Annotated in this window: 15 protein-coding genes; all 15 read left to right on the forward strand. The window is 68.4% G+C overall.

The window, feature by feature from the left end:
- Positions 1-25 precede the first annotated feature (25 nt).
- The 15 genes from ACIO3S_RS03565 to ACIO3S_RS03635 all read left to right on the forward strand — a co-directional run bounded on the left by ACIO3S_RS03565 (position 26) and on the right by ACIO3S_RS03635 (position 17331).
- Positions 26-679, forward strand: coding sequence for an NADH-quinone oxidoreductase subunit C (locus tag ACIO3S_RS03565; protein WP_400459511.1), 654 nt, complete (start codon positions 26-28; stop codon positions 677-679).
- On the forward strand, positions 676-1989 hold the full coding sequence (locus ACIO3S_RS03570) for an NADH-quinone oxidoreductase subunit D (RefSeq protein ID WP_160025679.1): 1314 nt from the start codon (positions 676-678) through the stop codon (positions 1987-1989). The genes ACIO3S_RS03565 and ACIO3S_RS03570 overlap by 4 nt, the downstream gene beginning before the upstream one ends.
- Positions 1986-2732 (forward strand): NADH-quinone oxidoreductase subunit NuoE, encoded by a 747-nt coding sequence (nuoE, locus tag ACIO3S_RS03575; RefSeq protein ID WP_400459514.1) that lies wholly within the window; start codon positions 1986-1988, stop codon positions 2730-2732. The genes ACIO3S_RS03570 and nuoE overlap by 4 nt, the downstream gene beginning before the upstream one ends.
- Positions 2725-4038, forward strand: coding sequence for an NADH-quinone oxidoreductase subunit NuoF (gene nuoF / locus ACIO3S_RS03580; RefSeq protein ID WP_400459517.1), 1314 nt, complete (start codon positions 2725-2727; stop codon positions 4036-4038). The genes nuoE and nuoF overlap by 8 nt, the downstream gene beginning before the upstream one ends.
- A complete protein-coding gene (locus tag ACIO3S_RS03585; RefSeq protein ID WP_400459519.1) occupies positions 4017-6248 on the forward strand; it encodes an NADH-quinone oxidoreductase subunit G in 2232 nt (743 codons plus the stop codon). The genes nuoF and ACIO3S_RS03585 overlap by 22 nt, the downstream gene beginning before the upstream one ends.
- The gene (nuoH, locus tag ACIO3S_RS03590; RefSeq protein ID WP_160025675.1) at positions 6245-7540 is read left to right on the forward strand and encodes an NADH-quinone oxidoreductase subunit NuoH; all 1296 of its coding nucleotides are present in this window, start codon (positions 6245-6247) and stop codon (positions 7538-7540) included. Before ACIO3S_RS03585 ends, nuoH begins: the two co-directional genes overlap by 4 nt.
- Positions 7537-8076, forward strand: a complete 540-nt coding sequence (nuoI, locus tag ACIO3S_RS03595; protein WP_400459522.1) for an NADH-quinone oxidoreductase subunit NuoI — start codon at positions 7537-7539, stop codon at positions 8074-8076. Before nuoH ends, nuoI begins: the two co-directional genes overlap by 4 nt.
- Positions 8073-8777 (forward strand): NADH-quinone oxidoreductase subunit J, encoded by a 705-nt coding sequence (locus ACIO3S_RS03600; RefSeq protein ID WP_350713446.1) that lies wholly within the window; start codon positions 8073-8075, stop codon positions 8775-8777. Before nuoI ends, ACIO3S_RS03600 begins: the two co-directional genes overlap by 4 nt.
- Positions 8774-9079, forward strand: coding sequence for an NADH-quinone oxidoreductase subunit NuoK (nuoK, locus tag ACIO3S_RS03605; RefSeq protein WP_008356449.1), 306 nt, complete (start codon positions 8774-8776; stop codon positions 9077-9079). Before ACIO3S_RS03600 ends, nuoK begins: the two co-directional genes overlap by 4 nt.
- Entirely contained in the window at positions 9073-10938 is a 1866-nt protein-coding gene (gene nuoL, locus ACIO3S_RS03610) for an NADH-quinone oxidoreductase subunit L (RefSeq protein ID WP_400459527.1), read from the forward strand. Before nuoK ends, nuoL begins: the two co-directional genes overlap by 7 nt.
- On the forward strand, positions 10938-12359 hold the full coding sequence (locus tag ACIO3S_RS03615; RefSeq protein ID WP_400459529.1) for a NuoM family protein: 1422 nt from the start codon (positions 10938-10940) through the stop codon (positions 12357-12359). The genes nuoL and ACIO3S_RS03615 overlap by 1 nt, the downstream gene beginning before the upstream one ends.
- A 4-nt stretch (positions 12360-12363) precedes the next feature.
- On the forward strand, positions 12364-13908 hold the full coding sequence (nuoN, locus tag ACIO3S_RS03620; protein WP_400459531.1) for an NADH-quinone oxidoreductase subunit NuoN: 1545 nt from the start codon (positions 12364-12366) through the stop codon (positions 13906-13908).
- A complete protein-coding gene (locus tag ACIO3S_RS03625; protein ID WP_160025669.1) occupies positions 13905-14918 on the forward strand; it encodes a polyprenyl synthetase family protein in 1014 nt (337 codons plus the stop codon). Before nuoN ends, ACIO3S_RS03625 begins: the two co-directional genes overlap by 4 nt.
- A 200-nt stretch (positions 14919-15118) precedes the next feature.
- Positions 15119-16036 (forward strand): EamA family transporter RarD, encoded by a 918-nt coding sequence (gene rarD / locus ACIO3S_RS03630; protein ID WP_400459533.1) that lies wholly within the window; start codon positions 15119-15121, stop codon positions 16034-16036.
- Between the two features lie 218 nt (positions 16037-16254).
- Positions 16255-17331 (forward strand): sulfate ABC transporter substrate-binding protein, encoded by a 1077-nt coding sequence (locus ACIO3S_RS03635; protein WP_400459535.1) that lies wholly within the window; start codon positions 16255-16257, stop codon positions 17329-17331.
- Positions 17332-17338: the final 7 nt, after the last annotated feature.

Raw genomic sequence — 17338 nt, forward strand, 5'->3', positions numbered from 1 at the left:
GCGCTTGCGCTACGGAGGTGGCCCGGTGAGCGACCAGAACAGCGGCCAGAACAGCGGCATGTTCGGGGTGGCGGACACCGGCGACACCAGCGGCTACGGCGGTCTCACCCGCCAGCACGCGATGCCGAGCCGCACCAGCGACGTCGGCGTACAGCCCTACGGCGGCTGGTTCAAGGAGATCGCCGACGCCCTCGCCTTCACCGAGGCGGAGGCGGTCATCCACCGCGGTGAGCTGACTTTCCACGTACGCCGCGAGCGGCTGCTCGAGGCCCTGCAGGTGCTCCGCGACGAGCTGCGGTTCGAGCTCTGCTCGGGTGTCTCCGGGGTGCATTACCCCGCTGACCAAGGCCAAGAAAATAGGGGTAGCGAGCTTCACGCCGTCTATCACCTGCTCTCGATGACGTACAACCGCCGGGTGCGGGTGGAGACCTCCGCTCCTGACGAGGATCCGCACGTGCCGAGCGCGGTGGCCATCTACCCGACGCTCGACTGGCACGAGCGCGAGACCTACGACATGTTCGGGATCGTCTTCGACGGCCACCCCGGACTGACCCGGATCCTGATGCCCGACGACTGGCCGGGCCACCCGCAGCGCAAGGACTACCCGCTGGGTGGGATCCCGGTGGAATACAAGGGCGCGACGATCCCGCCGCCGGACACCCGCAGGAGCTACTCATGACGACCACGGAAGACGAAGGACGTACGTTCACCGTCACCGGCCAGGACTGGGACGAGCTGACCGACGCCCTCAAGGACGTCAAGGACGAGCGGATCGTCGTCAACATGGGCCCGCAGCACCCCTCGACGCACGGGGTGCTCCGGCTGATCCTCGAGCTCGAGGGCGAGACGGTCACCGAGGCGCGTGCCGGGATCGGCTACCTGCACACGGGCATCGAGAAGAACATGGAGTTCCGGTCCTGGACCCAGGGGACCACGTTCGTCACCCGGATGGACTACCTGTCGCCGATCTTCAACGAGACGGCGTACGTCCTCGGGGTGGAGAAGCTGCTCGGCATCGGCGCCGAGGTGCCGGAGAAGGCCGACGTCATCCGGGTCCTGCTGATGGAGCTCAACCGGATCTCCTCCCACCTGGTGGCGATCGCGACCGGCGGCATGGAGCTCGGCGCGCTTACCGTGATGACGATCGGGTTCCGCGAGCGTGAGCTGTGCCTGGACCTGTTCGAGTTCATCACCGGCCTGCGGATGAACCACGCCTACATCCGTCCCGGCGGTGTCGCCCAGGACGTGCCGGACGGCACCGTCGCGCGGGTGAGTGAGTTCATCGAGCTGATGAAGAAGCGCCTGACCGAGTACGCGGCGCTGTGCAACGCCAACCCGATCTTCAAGGGTCGCCTGGAGCAGGTCGGCTACCTCGACCTGGAAGGCTGCCTCGCGCTCGGTCTGACCGGCCCGATCCTGCGGAGCACGGGCTATCCGTGGGACCTGCGCAAGACCCAGCCCTACTGCGGCTACCAGGACTACGACTTCGAGGTCATCACCTGGGACACCTGCGACTCCTACGGGCGGTTCCGGATCCGGCTGGCCGAGATGTGGGAGTCGCTGCGGATCATGGAGCAGGCTCTCAAGCGGCTGAAGGATCTCGACGGCGCTCCCGTCATGGTGGCCGACAAGAAGATCGCGTGGCCCTCGCAGCTCTCCGTCGGTCCCGACGGCCAGGGCAACTCCCTCGACCACATCCGCCACATCATGGGCGAGTCGATGGAGGCGCTGATCCACCACTTCAAGCTGGTCACCGAGGGCTTCCGGGTGCCGGCCGGCCAGGCGTACGCCGCGATCGAGTCGCCGCGCGGAGAGCTCGGCGCCCATGTGGTCAGCGACGGCGGTACCAAGCCCTACCGGGTCCACTTCCGGGACCCGTCGTTCACCAACCTTCAAGCCACGAGCGTGATGTCCGAGGGCGGCATGGTTGCCGACGTGATCGTGGCGATCGCGTCCATCGACCCGGTGATGGGAGGCGTCGACCGATGACGCTTGCTGCTGAGACCTACGACGAGCTGCGCGAGATCGCGGCTCGCTACCCCCAGGCCCGCTCGGGCCTGCTGCCGATGCTCCATCTGGTGCAGTCGGTCGAGGGCCGGGTCACGCCCGAAGGGATCCAGGCCTGCGCCGAGGTCCTGGGCCTCACCCCGGCCGAGGTGAGCGGGGTGGCGACGTTCTACACGATGTACAAGCGCCATCCCGTCGGCACCCACCACGTCGGTGTCTGCACCAACACGCTGTGCGCGGTCATGGGCGGCGACGAGATCTTCGCCTGCCTGCGCGAGAAGCTCGAGGTGGGCAACGACGAGACCACCGCCGACGGCGCGATCACGCTCGAGCACATCGAGTGCAACGCGGCCTGCGACTACGCGCCGGTGGTGATGGTCAACTGGGAGTTCTTCGACAACCAGACGCCGGAGTCGGCCTCGCAGCTGGTCGACGACCTGCGTGAGGGCCGCGAGGTCGTGGCCTCCCGCGGCGCGCGGATCACGAGCTGGCGCGAGGCCGAGCGGGTCCTCGCCGGCTTCGAGGACGGGCTCGTCGACGAGGGTCCCGCGGCCGGGCCGGCGTCGCTCGTCGGGCTGGAGATCGCCCGCGAGCGCGGCTGGGCCGCACCTTCCGACACCCACGGCTCCGCCGACGTACCGGAGGAGCTGCCCGAGGCCGTCGAGGTGGCCGACACCCGTCGCGCCGAGTCGGAGACGATCGCCGAGGAGGCGTCCGATGACTGACACCCTGACCCCGGTGCTGACCGCCAACTGGGCCGACGAGCAGGCCTGGACCCTGCCCGCCTACGCCGAGCAGGGCGGCTACGACGCGCTCGACGTCGCGCTCGGGATAGCGCCCGAGGACGTACAGACGATGGTCAAGGACTCCGGGCTCCGCGGTCGCGGTGGCGCCGGGTTCCCGACCGGGGTGAAGTGGGGCTTCCTGCCGGCGCCCGACCCCGAGAACCCCAAGCCGCGTTACCTGGTGGTCAACGCCGACGAGTCCGAGCCGGGCACCTGCAAGGACATCCCGCTCATGATGGCGAGTCCGCACACCCTCGTCGAGGGCGTGATCATCTCCTCCTACGCCATCCGCGCGGAGCGTGCCTTCATCTACGTACGCGGCGAGGTGCTGCACGTGATCCGGCGGCTGCAGGCAGCCGTCCGTGAGGCCTACGCCGCCGGCCACCTCGGCACCGACATCCATGGCTCCGGCTACGACCTGGAGCTGGTCGTGCATGCGGGTGCCGGGGCCTACATCTGTGGCGAGGAGACCGCGCTGCTCGACTCGCTCGAGGGGCGCCGCGGTCAACCGCGGCTGCGGCCGCCGTTCCCGGCTGTCGCCGGTCTCTACGCCAGCCCGACCGTGATCAACAACGCCGAATCGATCGCCTCGGTGCCGGCCATCGTGAAGAACGGCGCCGACTGGTTCGCCGGCATGGGCACGGAGAAGTCAGCCGGTGTCGGCATCTTCTCGCTCTCCGGTCACGTCAAGAAGCCGGGGCAGTACGAGGCACCGCTCGGCATCACGCTGCGCAAGCTGATCGAGCTGGCCGGCGGCGTACGCGAGGGTCATGAGCTGAAGTTCTGGACCCCCGGTGGCTCCTCGACCCCGTTGTTCACCCAGGAGCACCTGGACGTGACGCTGGACTTCGAGGGGGTGGCCGCGGCCGGCTCGATGCTCGGCACCCGCGCCCTGCAGATCTTCGACGACTCCGTCTGTGTGGTGCGCGCGGTGCTGCGGTGGACGGAGTTCTACAAGCACGAGTCCTGTGGCAAGTGCACGCCGTGCCGTGAGGGCACCTGGTGGCTGGTGCAGGTGCTGGAGCGGCTGGAGAAGGGCCAGGGTTCGCCTGAGGATCTCGATCTGCTGCTCGACCAGTGCGACAACATCCTCGGCCGCTCGTTCTGCGCGCTCGGTGATGGCGCGACGAGCCCGATCACGAGCTCGATCAAGTATTTCCGGGACGAATACCTCGCCCATCTGGAGCAGGGTGGCTGTCCCTTCGACGCCAAGAAGTCGACCGCATGGGCGGAGGCAGTTCAGTGACCGATGTGACGCTCAAGATCGACGGCGCCGATGTGACGGTGCCCGAGGGCACGCTGGTGATCCGGGCCGCCGAGGAGGCCGGGATCGAGATCCCGCGCTTCTGTGACCACCCGCTGCTCGCGCCCGTCGGCGCCTGTCGGCAGTGCCTGGTCGACATCCCCGACGCCGGCAACGGCCGCGGCTTCCCGAAGCCGCAGGCCTCCTGCACCATCCCGGTCGCCGAGGGCATGGTGGTGGAGACGCAGAACTCCACGGCCGTGAAGGCCCAGCACGGAATCATGGAGTTTCTCCTGGTCAACCACCCGTTGGACTGCCCGGTGTGCGACAAGGGCGGCGAGTGCCCGCTGCAGAACCAGGCGATGTCCCACGGCCAGGGCGAGACCCGCTTCGAGGGGACCAAGCGGACCTTCCCGAAGCCGATCAACCTCTCGCCCAACGTGCTGCTCGACCGTGAGCGGTGCATCGTCTGCCAGCGCTGCACCCGCTTCGCCGCCGAGATCCCGGGCGACCCGGGGATCGCGCTGATCCAGCGCGGCGCACAGCAGCAGATCGGTATCGCCGAGGACAAGCCGTTCTCGTCCTACTTCTCCGGCAACGTCATCCAGATCTGCCCGGTGGGCGCGCTGACCTCGGACGACTACCGCTTCCGGGCACGGCCGTTCGACCTGGTCTCCACCCCGAGCGTGGCCGAGCACGACGCCTGCGGCGCCGCGATCCGCATCGACCACCGCCGAGGCAAGGTCATGCGCCGCCTCGCGGGCAACGACCCGGAGGTCAACGAGGAGTGGATCTCTGACAAGGACCGCTTCGGCTTCCGCTACGCCGTCCGCGACCGGCTCACCTCGCCGATGATCCGTGAGGACGGCGAGCTCCGGCCGGCGTCCTGGCTGGAGGCCGTCGCCGTCGCCGCTGCCGGGTTAGCCGAGGCGGGCTCGGTGGGCGTGCTGCCCGGCGGGCGCCTGACGCTGGAGGACGCGAAGGCGTACGCCACCTTCGCCCGTGACACCCTGCGCACTCCCCACATCGACTTCCGCGCGCGCCCACTCTCGGAGGAGGAGACCGGCTTCCTGCGCTCACGCGTGGCCGGGACGAGCCTCACCTATGCCGACCTCGACGCGGCCGACCACGTCGTGCTGGCCGGCCTCGAGCCCGAGGACGAGGCCGGCACGCTCTTCCTGCGGCTGCGCAAGGCCAACAAGAGCGGTCTGCGGATCACCACCCTGAGTCCGTACGCCTCGGAGGGCTCGCGCAAGCTCGGAGCCGAGGTCGTCCTGACCGCTCCCGGTGCCGAGAAGGACGCGTTGTCCCAGGTCAGCAGGGTCACCGAGGCTTCGGTGATCCTGGTCGGCGAGCGGCTGGCGACCAGCCCGGGCGCCTACTCCGCTGCTGCGGAGCTCGCCGATCGCACCGGCGCCAGGCTCGCCTGGGTGCCGCGTCGTGCCGGTGACCGGGGTGCGGTCGAGGCAGACCTGCTGCCCGGTGCGGGCGGCCTCGACGCCGAGGCCATGGTCCGCGCCGGACTCGACGCCCTCGTGGTCGCCGGCGTCGACCCCGACGACACCGCCGACCCGGCCGCCTTCCTGGCCGCCCTCGACGAGGCCGGCTTCGTGGTCAGCCTCGAGCAGCGGGTCACCGCCGTGACCGAGCGCGCCGACGTCGTACTCCCTGTCGCCACCGCCTCGGAGAAGGTCGGCACCTTCGTCACCTGGGAAGGTCGCCGCCGCCCGTTCCCGAAGGTCTTCGACAAGCCCGCCGCCTACTCCGACGCCGAGGTCCTCGGCCACATCACCGCCGAGTTCGCACTTGTGGACGCCGAGTCCGCAGAAGTGACGGACGAGAGTGTCGAGTCGTCGCCCACAACTACCGATTCGGCCGCCACAGCTACCGATTCGACGGGGCTTCGGCTGGCGACCTGGCATCTCATGCTCGACAACGGGACGCTCCAGAGCGGCGACAAGGCGCTGGCCGCGACCGCGCGACCGGCGTTCGTACGCATCCCGGCAGCGCTCCACGAGAAAGTCGGCGACGTCGTGACGATCACCGGCGACCGGGGGAGCTGGACGCTCCCGGCGCTCCCGGCCGAGCTGGCCGACAACACCGTGTGGGTGCCGACGAACAGCTTCGGACGAGGCGTCTGGGCGGACCTGGCGTCCCCGGGATCGACGGTGACCGTGGTCTCGACAAGCTCGACCGCCGAGGGGGAGCAGTGAACGGGCTGGAGCAGTTCGGCCAGGACCCCTGGTGGATCATCGCGATCAAGGTCCTGCTGGTCTTCGTGGTCTGCGTCGTGCTGACGCTGTTCAACATCTGGTGGGAGCGCAAGGTCGTGGCCCGGATGCAGCACCGCATCGGGCCCAACCGGCACGGACCGTTCGGTCTGCTCCAATCCCTGGCCGACGGTGTGAAGCTGGCGCTCAAGGAGGACCTGACGCCGGAGAAGGCCGACAAGATCGTCTTCATCACGGCCCCGATCCTGGCCACGGTGCCGGCGTTCGTGACGTTCTCGGTGATCCCGTTCGGGCCCGAGGTCAACCTCTTCGGCGTGCAGACGCCGCTGCAGCTGACCGACATGCCGGTCGCGGTGCTGTTCGTGATGGCGATCGCCAGCATCGGCATCTACGGGATCGTGCTGGGCGGCTGGGCGTCGGGCTCGACCTACTCGCTGCTGGGAGGGCTGAGAAGCAGCGCCCAGATGATCTCGTACGAGGTCTCGATGGGTCTGGCGCTCGTCACCGTCTTCCTGATGGCGGGCAGCCTGTCCACGAGCCAGATCGTCGAGGCGCAGACGGACTGGTGGTTCGGCGCCCTGCTGCTGCCGTCCTTCCTGATCTACTGCATCTCGATGGTCGGCGAGACCAACCGCGCGCCGTTCGACCTCCCCGAGGCCGAGGGTGAGCTGGTCGGTGGTTTCCACACCGAATACTCCAGCCTGAAGTTCGCGCTCTTCTTCCTGGCCGAATACATCAACATGGCCACCGTCAGCGCCCTCGCGACGACGCTGTTCCTCGGGGGCTGGCGAGCCCCGCTCGGCCTCGGCACGCTCTGGGCCGGCGCCAACGAGGGCTACTGGCCGGTGCTGTGGTTCTTCCTGAAGATGTTCTTCTTCATCTGGGTCTTCATCTGGCTGCGCGGCACGCTGCCGCGGCTGCGCTACGACCAGTTCATGTCGCTCGGCTGGAAGGTCCTGCTGCCGGCGAGCCTCGCCTGGATCGTCGTCGTCGCGGTGATCAAGATGGCCGCGATCCAGGGCGGCTTCAGCCCCAACTGGGTCCTCTTCGGCTTCGGCCTGGCCGTGACGGTGGTCGTGGTGCTCGGCTTCCTCAACCGGCTTCCGGAGAAGGAGGCCCAGGTCACCACGCCGACCGGAGGCTTCCCCACCCCCGCCCTGCCGCTGGGCGGGGCCGTACGGGGTGCGGCCCAGCCGCTGGTGTTCGGACCGCCGGCTGTGCCGACAGCCACCAACGGCGTACGCATTCTTCCCTCTCCTGAGGAGGCCAAGTGAGCAACGACGACCGCTCGTTCAAGGAGCGTTTCTGGGACCCGGTGAGCGGGTTCGCGGTGACGTTCGGGACGCAGTTCAAGAAGCCGGTCACCGAGCAGTACCCACAGCAGAAGGAGCCGACCGAGGAGCGCTTCCACGGCCGGCACCAGCTCAACCGGCACGCCGACGGCCTGGAGAAGTGCGTCGGGTGCGAGCTGTGCGCGTGGGCGTGCCCTGCTGACGCCATCTACGTCGAGGGTGCGGAGAACACCGAGGAGGAGCGCTACTCGCCCGGTGAGCGCTACGGCCGCGTCTACCAGATCAACTACCTGCGCTGCATCCTGTGCGGGCTGTGCATCGAAGCATGCCCGACGCGGGCGCTGACGATGACCAACGAGTACGAGCTCGCCGACACCTCGCGCGAGAGCCTGATCTACGAGAAGCAGGATCTGCTCGCACCGCTCGAGGAGGGGATGGAGGCGCCGCCGCACCCGATGTTCCTCGGCAACGACGACACCTCCTACTACGCGCCGGAGCCCAAGGAGCCCATCCGATGAGCTTCGTGATCCTCGCCTCGATCATGGTGATCGCGGCGATGGGCCTCCTGTTTGCACGCAAGCCGGTGCACGCCGCGCTGTCGCTGGCGGTCGTGATGATCGGGCTGGCGATGATGTACGCGACGCTGGAGGCGCCGTTCCTGTTCGCGGTGCAGATCGTGGTCTACACCGGCGCGATCCTGATGCTGTTCCTGTTCGTGATCATGCTGGTCGGCGTCGACACCTCCGACAGGCTCAAGGAGACGATCGCGGGGCAGAAGGTGCTCGCCGTCATCCTCGGGGTCGGGCTGGGCGCGACGCTGATCGCGGGCGTCGGTCAGGCGAGCATCGCCACGATGCGCGGGCTGGCCAGCGCCAACGAGGGCGGCAACGTACAACGCCTCGCCGACCTCCTCTTCTCGCGCTACGTGATCGCCTTCGAGGCGACCAGCGCGCTGCTGATCACCGCCGCGATCGGCGCGATGGTGCTGGCCCACCGCGAGCGGATCGACCCGAAGCAGAGCCAGACCGATCTGGCCCAGAAGCGGGTCGCCGACTACGCGAAGAGCGGCAAGCACCTCGGTCCGCTGCCCCCACCGGGCACCTTCGCGCGGCACAACAGCAACGACACCCCGGCCCTGCTGCCGGACGGGTCGCAGAGCACGAAGTCGGTCCCGGCCATCCTCGCCGGCGGTCGCACTGACCAGGGAGAGGACGAATGACAGACAACACCACGGCGTACGTCATATTGTCCGCCATCCTCTTCACGATCGGCACGATCGGCGTGCTGACCAGGCGAAACGCCATCGTCGTCTTCATGTGCGTCGAGCTGATGCTCAACGCGGCCAACCTGGCCCTGGTGGCCTTCAGTCGGATGCACGGAAACCTCGACGGGCAGGTGACCGCGTTCTTCGTGATGGTCGTCGCGGCCGCTGAGGTGGTCGTCGGGCTGGCGATCATCATGACCATCTTCCGCACCAGAAACACGGCTTCGGTCGACGAGCCAAGGATGCTCAAGTGGTGAATCCTGTCGAGGCCAGCGGCGTCTTCTCGCTGATCTGGCTGGTCATCGCGCTGCCCCTGGCCGGCGCTGCTCTGATCCTGATCGGCCGGCCGTTCGCGCCGGCGCTCTTCGACCGGATCGGGCACTGGCTCGCGGTCGGGCTCGCGGGTGCGTCCTTCGTGCTGTCGCTCGTCCTCTTCATCGCCGCCCTCGGTCGCGACGAGGAGAGCAGGCAGGTCGTCCAGCATCTCTACACCTGGTTCGACACCGGCGACCTCAGCGTCGGCTTCGACCTACTCTACGACCAGCTCTCCAGCCTGTTCCTGCTGCTCATCACCGGCGTCGGCACCCTGATCCACGTCTACTCGGTCGGCTACATGGCCGACGACGAGCGGCGCACCCGGTTCTTCGGCTACCTCAACCTCTTCCTCGCCGCGATGCTGATGCTGGTGCTGGCGGAGAACTACGTCGGCCTCTTCCTCGGCTGGGAGGGCGTCGGCCTGGCGTCCTACCTGCTGATCGGCTTCTGGCAGTACAAGCCGTCGGCAGCGGCGGCCGCCAAGAAGGCGTTCGTGATGAACCGGGTCGGCGACATGGGTCTCTCGCTGGCGATCGCGCTCTGCTTCGTCACCTTCGGGTCGACGTCGTTCTCGGCGATCGACATCGGCGAGACGACGACGACCACCCTCAACTGGCTCGGCATCCTGCTGCTCGTCGGTGCCTGCGGTAAGTCCGCCCAGGTGCCGCTGCAGGGCTGGCTGCTCGACGCCATGGAGGGCCCGACCCCGGTCTCGGCGCTGATCCACGCGGCGACGATGGTGACCGCGGGTGTCTACCTCATCGTCCGCAGCAGCGCGATCTTCGATGCCGCCGAGGCCGCCTCGACCGCCGTCGTGGTCGTCGCCCTGGTGACGATCATCTGGGGTGCCGCGGTGAGCTGCGTGAAGGACGACATCAAGAAGGTCCTGGCCGGTTCGACGATGAGCCAGATCGGCTACATGATGCTGGCGGCCGGGCTCGGCGGGCCGGGATATGCGTTCGCGATCTTCCACCTGCTCACCCACGGCTTCTTCAAGGCCAACATGTTCCTCGGCGCCGGGTCTCTGATGCACGGCATGAACGACGACGTGAACCTCAAGCACTACGGCGCGCTGAGCCGGGCGCTCCCGGTCACGTTCCTGACCTTCTCGATGGGCTACCTGGCCATCATCGGCTTCCCCGGGTTCGCCGGCTTCTGGTCCAAGGACAAGATCCTCGAGGTCGCCTTCGCCGAGAGCTGGCTGGTCGGCATCATCGCCCTCCTGGCCGCCGGTGTGACCGCCTTCTACATGACCCGCCTGATGATGCTCGCCTTCTTCGGCCGCAAGCGCTGGCCCGAGGGCGTACATCCGCACGAGTCGCCGCGGATCATGACCGGTCCGCTCGTCGTCCTCGCCGCGCTGTCGGTCCTTGGTGGCGTCTTCGCGCTCGGCGGCTGGATCGAGCACTGGCTCGAGCCGGTGGTCGCGATCGGCCACGCCGAGCACCACGGTCCGCTCCCGGTCTGGGCGACCTCCGTCCTCGCGGTGCTGGTCGTCGCGATCGGGGTCGCGGCCGCCGGGTTCGTCTTCGGGCGCCGCCCGATCACGACCGAGCCGACTCCCTACCTGCACGTCCCGCACGTCGAGGACGTGGTGGTGCCGCCGGGGATGGCGATCACCCGCGGTGCCCTCGCGACCGACAAGTACGCCGTCGACGGCCTGATGAGCGGTGGCCCGATCGCCCTCGCGGCGATCGCCGGTGAGCTCCGCAAGGCACAGACCGGCTACGTACGTTCCTACGCCCTCTCCGTCCTCGGCGGCACTGTGCTGGTGACCCTCGCGATCCTGGTGGTCAACTGATGCTGACAATCCTCGTCCTCGTCCCGTTCGCGGGTGCGCTGATCACCGCGGTGATGCCGGCGCGGCCCAAGGCGTGGGCCTTCGGCTTCGCGCTCGCCACCCTGATCGCCGGCATCGTCACGATGTTCACGGCTCCCGACACCGATCTCGTCTGGATCGAGCCGCTCGGCGTCCACTGGGCGCTGGAGATGGACGGCTTCGGCAAGCTGATGGTGATGCTGACCGTCGTCCTGGTCCCGCTCGTGATGGTCGCGGCCGTCAAGGACCACGACAAGCGGTGGTACGCCTGGGCGCTGGCCCTGGAGGCCTTCGCGCTGCTCACCTTCACCGCCGGCGATCTCTTCCTCTTCTACATCGCCTTCGAGGCGACGCTGATCCCGGCGTACTTCATGATCGGCCAGCACGGCGGCCCCAACCGGGCCCGAGCCGCGCTCAAGTTCCTGATGTTCCAGCTCGGCGGCGGACTGGTGCTGCTCGGTGCGCTGATCGGCTTCTTCGTTGTCTCCTCGGAGGCCGGCTCGCCGTCGTACCTGATCAGCGACCTCGCCCAGCTCGACATCGGCACCACCGCCGAGCGCTGGATCTTCGTGGCGATGTTCATCGCGTTCGCGGTCAAGGCGCCGCTGTTCCCGGTGCACACCTGGCTGGCCGACACCACCGAGCAGGCCACCACACCGACCTCGGTGCTCCTGGTGTGCGTCCTCGACAAGATCGGCACCTTCGGCATGATCCGGCTCTGCCTGGGCCTGGTGCCGGAGGCGTCCGCCTGGGCGACGCCCGTCGTCGTGGTGCTGGCGCTGATCTCGATCGTCTACGGCGCCGTGCTGGCGATCGGGCAGGACGACCTGCTCCGCCTGATCGGTCTGACCTCCCTGTCGCACTTCGGGCTGATCACCCTCGGCATCTTCGCGGCCACCCGTGAGGGCCTGGTCGGGGCGATCCTCTACATGGTCAACCACGGTGTCGCCACCGCGGCGATGTTCCTGATCGCCGGGTTCCTGATCGCCCGCAAGGGGACCGCCTCGATCTCCTCGATGCGAGGGATGGAGAAGGCGACGCCGGTGCTCGCCGGCACGTTCCTGATCGCCGGTCTGGCGACCGCCGGCCTGCCGGGTCTGAGCCAGTTCGTCTCCGAGATCCTGGTCCTGATCAGCGCCTTCGACTACCACTGGCTGGTCGGTGTCATCGCGGTCACCGCGATCGTGCTCGCCGCCATCTACGTGCTGTGGGCCTACCAGCGGATCTTCACCGGACCTGCTCAGCTGTCCACACCGGTCCCCGATCTCAATCGGCGAGAGGTCGGCGTACTCGTTCCGCTGCTGGTCGCCCTTCTCTTCTTCGGCTTCGTCCCCGGACCGCTGATCTCGGCGGCCCAACCGGTCGTGGCTCCTCTTGTTGATGTCATCCAGGCAGGTGAGTGACGCGATGTTCGAGTCCCCCGGAATTTCGTACGCCACCCTCTGGCCCGTCCTGCTGGTGCTGGCCGTGGCGTGCGCCGGCGTCGTGGTGGAGGCCTTCGCGCCGCGTGCCGCGCGGTTCAACACCCAGGTGTCGCTGGCGTTGGCGGGCCTGGTCGCCGCACTCGCCGGGACCGTCGCCGTTGGCGCCGGATCCAGTCTCGGCGCCTCGACCGGTGAGGGTGCCCTCATCGTCGACGGCCCCGGGGTCTTCTCCCAGGGACTGGTGCTGCTGGTCTCGCTCGGCGGCGTCGCGCTCTTTGCCGAGCGACGTCTCGACAACGGCGTGAGCGCCTTCGCCGGTCAGGCCGCGGCCCTGCCGGGCACACCTGCCGAGCGCACCGCCTCCCAGCGAGGGCTCGAGCACACCGAGGTCTACCCGCTGATGATGTTCGCGGTCGGCGGGATGATGCTCTTCTGCATCTCCGGCGACCTGCTGATGCTCTTCGTGGCGCTCGAGGTGCTGTCCCTGCCGCTCTACCTGCTGACCGGGCTGGCGCGCCGTCGCCGGCTGCTCTCCCAGGAAGCGGCACTGAAGTACTTCCTCCTCGGCGCGTTCTCCTCCGGCATCTTCCTCTACGGTCTCGCGCTGGTCTACGGCTTCGCCGGGTCGATGTCGCTGGCCGAGATCGGTGAGGTGGCGGCCGAGGACGGCTCCAGCCCGCTCCTGCTCCTCGGCATCGGCCTGATGGCCGTCGGCCTGCTCTTCAAGACCGGTGCCGTGCCCTTCCACTCCTGGACCCCCGACGTCTACCAAGGCGCCCCGACGCCGGTCACGGCGTGGATGAGCGCGGCCACCAAGATCGCCGCCTTCGCCGCGATGCTCCGGCTCTTCTACGTCGCCTTCGGTGCCGAGGGCGACATCTGGCGCCCGGCGATCGGCGTGATCGCGGTGCTGACGATGCTGCTGGGCGCCTCCTTCGCCGTGGTCCAGACCGATGTGAAGCGGATGCTCGGCTACTCCGCCATCGCCCACACCGGGTTCCTGCTGACCGGGCTCCTCGGCGTACAGACTGACGCCTTCGGCTCCACCCAGGCGGTGCTCTTCTACCTGACCGCCTACGGGTTCGCCACGCTCGGCGCCTTCGCGATCGTCTCCCTGGTGCGAGGGCCCAACGGCGAGGTCAACTCGTTGGACCGCTGGGCCGGTCTGGGCCGTTCCAACCCGTGGGTCGCGGCGACCTTCGCCGTCTTCCTGCTCTCGATGGCCGGGCTGCCGCTGACCGCCGGTTTCATCGGCAAGTGGGGTGTCTTCGCCGCCGCGCTGGGCGCCGGCCAGTGGCCCGTCGTCGTGGTCGCGATCTGCTCGAGCATCATCGCGATCTTCTTCTACGTACGCGTGATGATGCTGATGTTCTTCACCGACCCGCGCGAGGACGCAGCCACGGTGATGACCCCGTCGTACGCCACCACCGTCGTGATCGCACTGAGCGCTGTCGCCACCGTCTTGTTGGGTGTAATTCCGGGCCCTGTGCTCAGCCTGTTGGTGGATGCGGGAGGATTCATCGGGTGAGCACCAGCGCACCCACCGACCGAGCCCCTGAACTCGCCCTCCCGATCACCGATCCCGAGCTCGAGCAGCGGCTGCGCGCTCGGCTGGCGATCGTGGAGGAGAAGCTGGCGGGCTACGCCCGCAGCAGCTCCCCGTTCGTCACGGAAGCGGCCTCCCATCTGCTGGAGGCCGGCGGCAAGCGGTTCCGGCCGTTGCTGGTGCTGCTGGCCGCCGAGTACGGCCCGGACAAGCTCGCCGACGAGGTCATCACCGCCGCCTGCGTCGTCGAGCTCACCCACCAGGCCTCGCTCTACCACGACGACGTCATGGACGAGGCGCTCGTGCGCCGCGGTGAGGACACCGCCAACGCCCGCTTCGACAACCACGTCGCCATCCTGACCGGCGACTTCCTCTTCGCCCGCTCCTCGGAGCTGACCGCCCAGCTGGGGCCGGAGGCCGTACGCATCCAGGCGGCCACCTTCGCCAAGCTCGTCGAGGGTCAGATCCTCGAGGGCGTCGCGCCGCCCGAGGGTGTCGACCCGGTCGACCACCACCTCGAGGTGCTGGCCGGGAAGACCGGCGTCCTGATCGCCACCTCGGCTCTCTACGGTGCGCTCTTCGCCGGTGCGGACAAGGAGATCCAGGACGCCCTGCTCGCCTACGGCGACATCGTCGGCGTCGCCTTCCAGCTCTCCGACGACATCCTCGACATCGCCTCCGACGAGTCCGGCAAGACGCCCGGGACCGATCTCCGTGAGGGCGTACCGACGCTTCCGGTGCTGCTGGCCCGCCGGTCCACCGACGCGTCCGACGCCAGGCTCCTGGAGCTGCTCGACAGCGACCTCACCGACGACGCGGCCCTGGCCGAGTGCGTCGGCCTCCTCCGCGCCCACCCGGCGCTGGCGGAGGCCCGCGCCTACGTCCAGTCCCGCGCCGAGGAGGCCAAGGCCGCTCTCGCGCCGCTCCCCGAGGGTCCCGTCCGCAAGGCCCTCGAGGCCTTCGCCGACATCGTCGCCGTCCGCTCCGTCTGACGTCTCACGCGCTGGTCGAGCCGCCGGAGCCGCTAGGCGGAGGCGTGTCGAGACCAACACAGTCACATATGGGCTGTGTTGGTCTCGACACCGCTCGCTGGCGCTCGCGGGCTCGACCAGCGTGGCAGGTCTGGTGGGGTGGGAATCCAGGGCGCGATATTCGGTAAAGGGATTCGGCGACATGGCAGTACCGTGGCGACGTGAATGAGCAACGGCGTGGAGTGATGTTCGGCGCCGCGGCCTACATCATGTGGGGAGCGTTCCCGCTCTACTTCCCACTCATGGAGCCCGCCGGGGCCTGGGAGATCCTGGGACACCGGATCGTGTGGTCGCTGGTCGTGGCCGGAGCGCTGGTGCTGATCGTGGGGCGCCGCCAGCAGGTGGCCGCGATCCTGCGCGACCGGCGCAAGCTCATGCTGCTGACTGCGGCCGCGGCGGTGATCTCGATCAACTGGGTGACGTACATCTGGGGCGTCAACAACGGGCGGATCGTGGAGACGAGCCTGGGCTACTTCACCAACCCGCTGGTCACGATGTTGATGGGCGTGATCATCCTGCGTGAGCGGATGCGGAAGCTGCAGTGGGTCGCGCTCGGGATCGCGTTCGTGGCCACCGTCGTGCTCACCGTCGACTACGGCCGGCTGCCGTGGGTCGCGCTGATCCTGGCCTTCTCGTTCGGCACCTACGGGCTGCTCAAGAAGAGCGCGGGGGTAGGGCCGTTCGAGTCGCTGGCCGTCGAGACCGCCGTGACGGCGCCGTTCGCGCTGGCCCTGATCATCGCCCTCCAGGCGACCGGCAACGGCACGCTCTTCGGGCACGGTGTCCTCCACGTACTCCTCCTGATCAGCCTCGGCATCATCACCGTCGTGCCGCTGGCCTGCTTCGGCGCGGCTGCCATCCGGGTGCCGATGGTCACGATCGGGCTGCTCCAGTACCTCGCCCCGATCCTGCAGTTCGCCGTCGGCGTCTTCATCGCCCACGAGGCGATGCCTCCCGGCCGCTGGGCCGGCTTCGCGATCGTCTGGATCGCCCTGGTCATCTTCAGCGCCGAGGCCGTACACCATCGGCGCAAGGTCCTGCGCGAGAGCGTCGCCCCGCTGAGCACCACCGGCGCATAGCCGAGACGTCACTCCCGCCGGCCGAGACGTCACTCAGGTCGGTCGAGCTGGCACCCCGGTGCCATCTCGACCGACCTAGCTGACGTCTCGGCGACTGGTTGCCGTCCAAGGAGCGGACCGTTCGGGTGTTTTCACATCCACTCGACTAACTCGAGTATTGTCCTCGACATTCGTAACCCGATCGACCTTGACTCGGCAGGGCAGAAGTGAGGAACCAGATGAAGAAGATCAAGGTTGCAGTGGCCTTGGCCGCTGCGAGCATCCTGACCTTGACCGCGTGCGGTGGCTCCGGCGGCGACAGCGACGCGGAGTCGATCTCCATCGTCGGCTTCGCCGTCCCCGAGACGGCCAACAAGGCGATCGCCAAGGAGTTCAACAAGACACCTGAGGGCGAGGGCGTCACCTTCCAGACCTCGTACGGCGCCTCGGGCGACCAGAGCCGAGCGGTCGAGTCCGGCCTCAAGGCCGACTACGTCCACCTGTCCGTCGGCACCGACGTACAGCGCCTGGAGAAGGCCGGCCTCGTGGACGCGTCGTGGGACGACGGCGACAACAAGGGCATCGTGTCCAGCTCGGTCGTCGTGCTGGGTGTCCGTGAGGGCAACCCGAAGAACATCCAGGGCTGGGAGGACCTGGTCAAGCCCGGCGTCGGTGTGGTCACGGCCAACCCGGCCTCCTCCGGCGCCGCCCGCTGGAACGCGCTGGCCGCGTGGGGCTCCGTCGTGAAGAACGGTGGCACCGAGGAGGAGGGCAAGGCGTACCTCGACAAGCTCTTCAAGAACGTCGTCACCCTGACCAACTCCGGCCGCGACGCCACCACCGCCTTCCTCGGCGGCACCGGTGACGTGCTGCTCGCCTACGAGAACGAGGCGATCCTCGCGGCCCAGCAGGGTGAGGGCTTCGAGTACATCATCCCGGACTCCACCGTGCTGATCGAGAACCCCGGCGCCATCCTCAAGGACTCCTCCAAGCCGTCTCAGGACTGGCTCGACTTCGTCCTCGACCCGCAGGGCGGTCAGAAGCAGTTCGCGCTGACCGGCTTCCGCCCGGTCAACATCGCCGAGCCCGGCGTCGTCGACTGGGACGCGATCGGGCTCAAGCCGGAGGACATCAAGGGTGCCAAGGACCCGGCCGACCCGTTCCCGGCGCCGAAGCAGCTGCTCACCCTGGAGAACGACTTCGGCGGCCGCGACTGGTCGGGCGTCAAGGAGAAGCTCTTCGGCACCGGTGAGGACGGCGAGGCCCTCGGCATCGTGACCGACTCCATCGCCAAGTCCGGCAAGGCCTCGCAGTAGTCCGGTC

The organism is Nocardioides sp. NPDC087217 (assembly GCF_044744805.1).
Lineage (GTDB): Bacteria > Actinomycetota > Actinomycetes > Propionibacteriales > Nocardioidaceae > Nocardioides.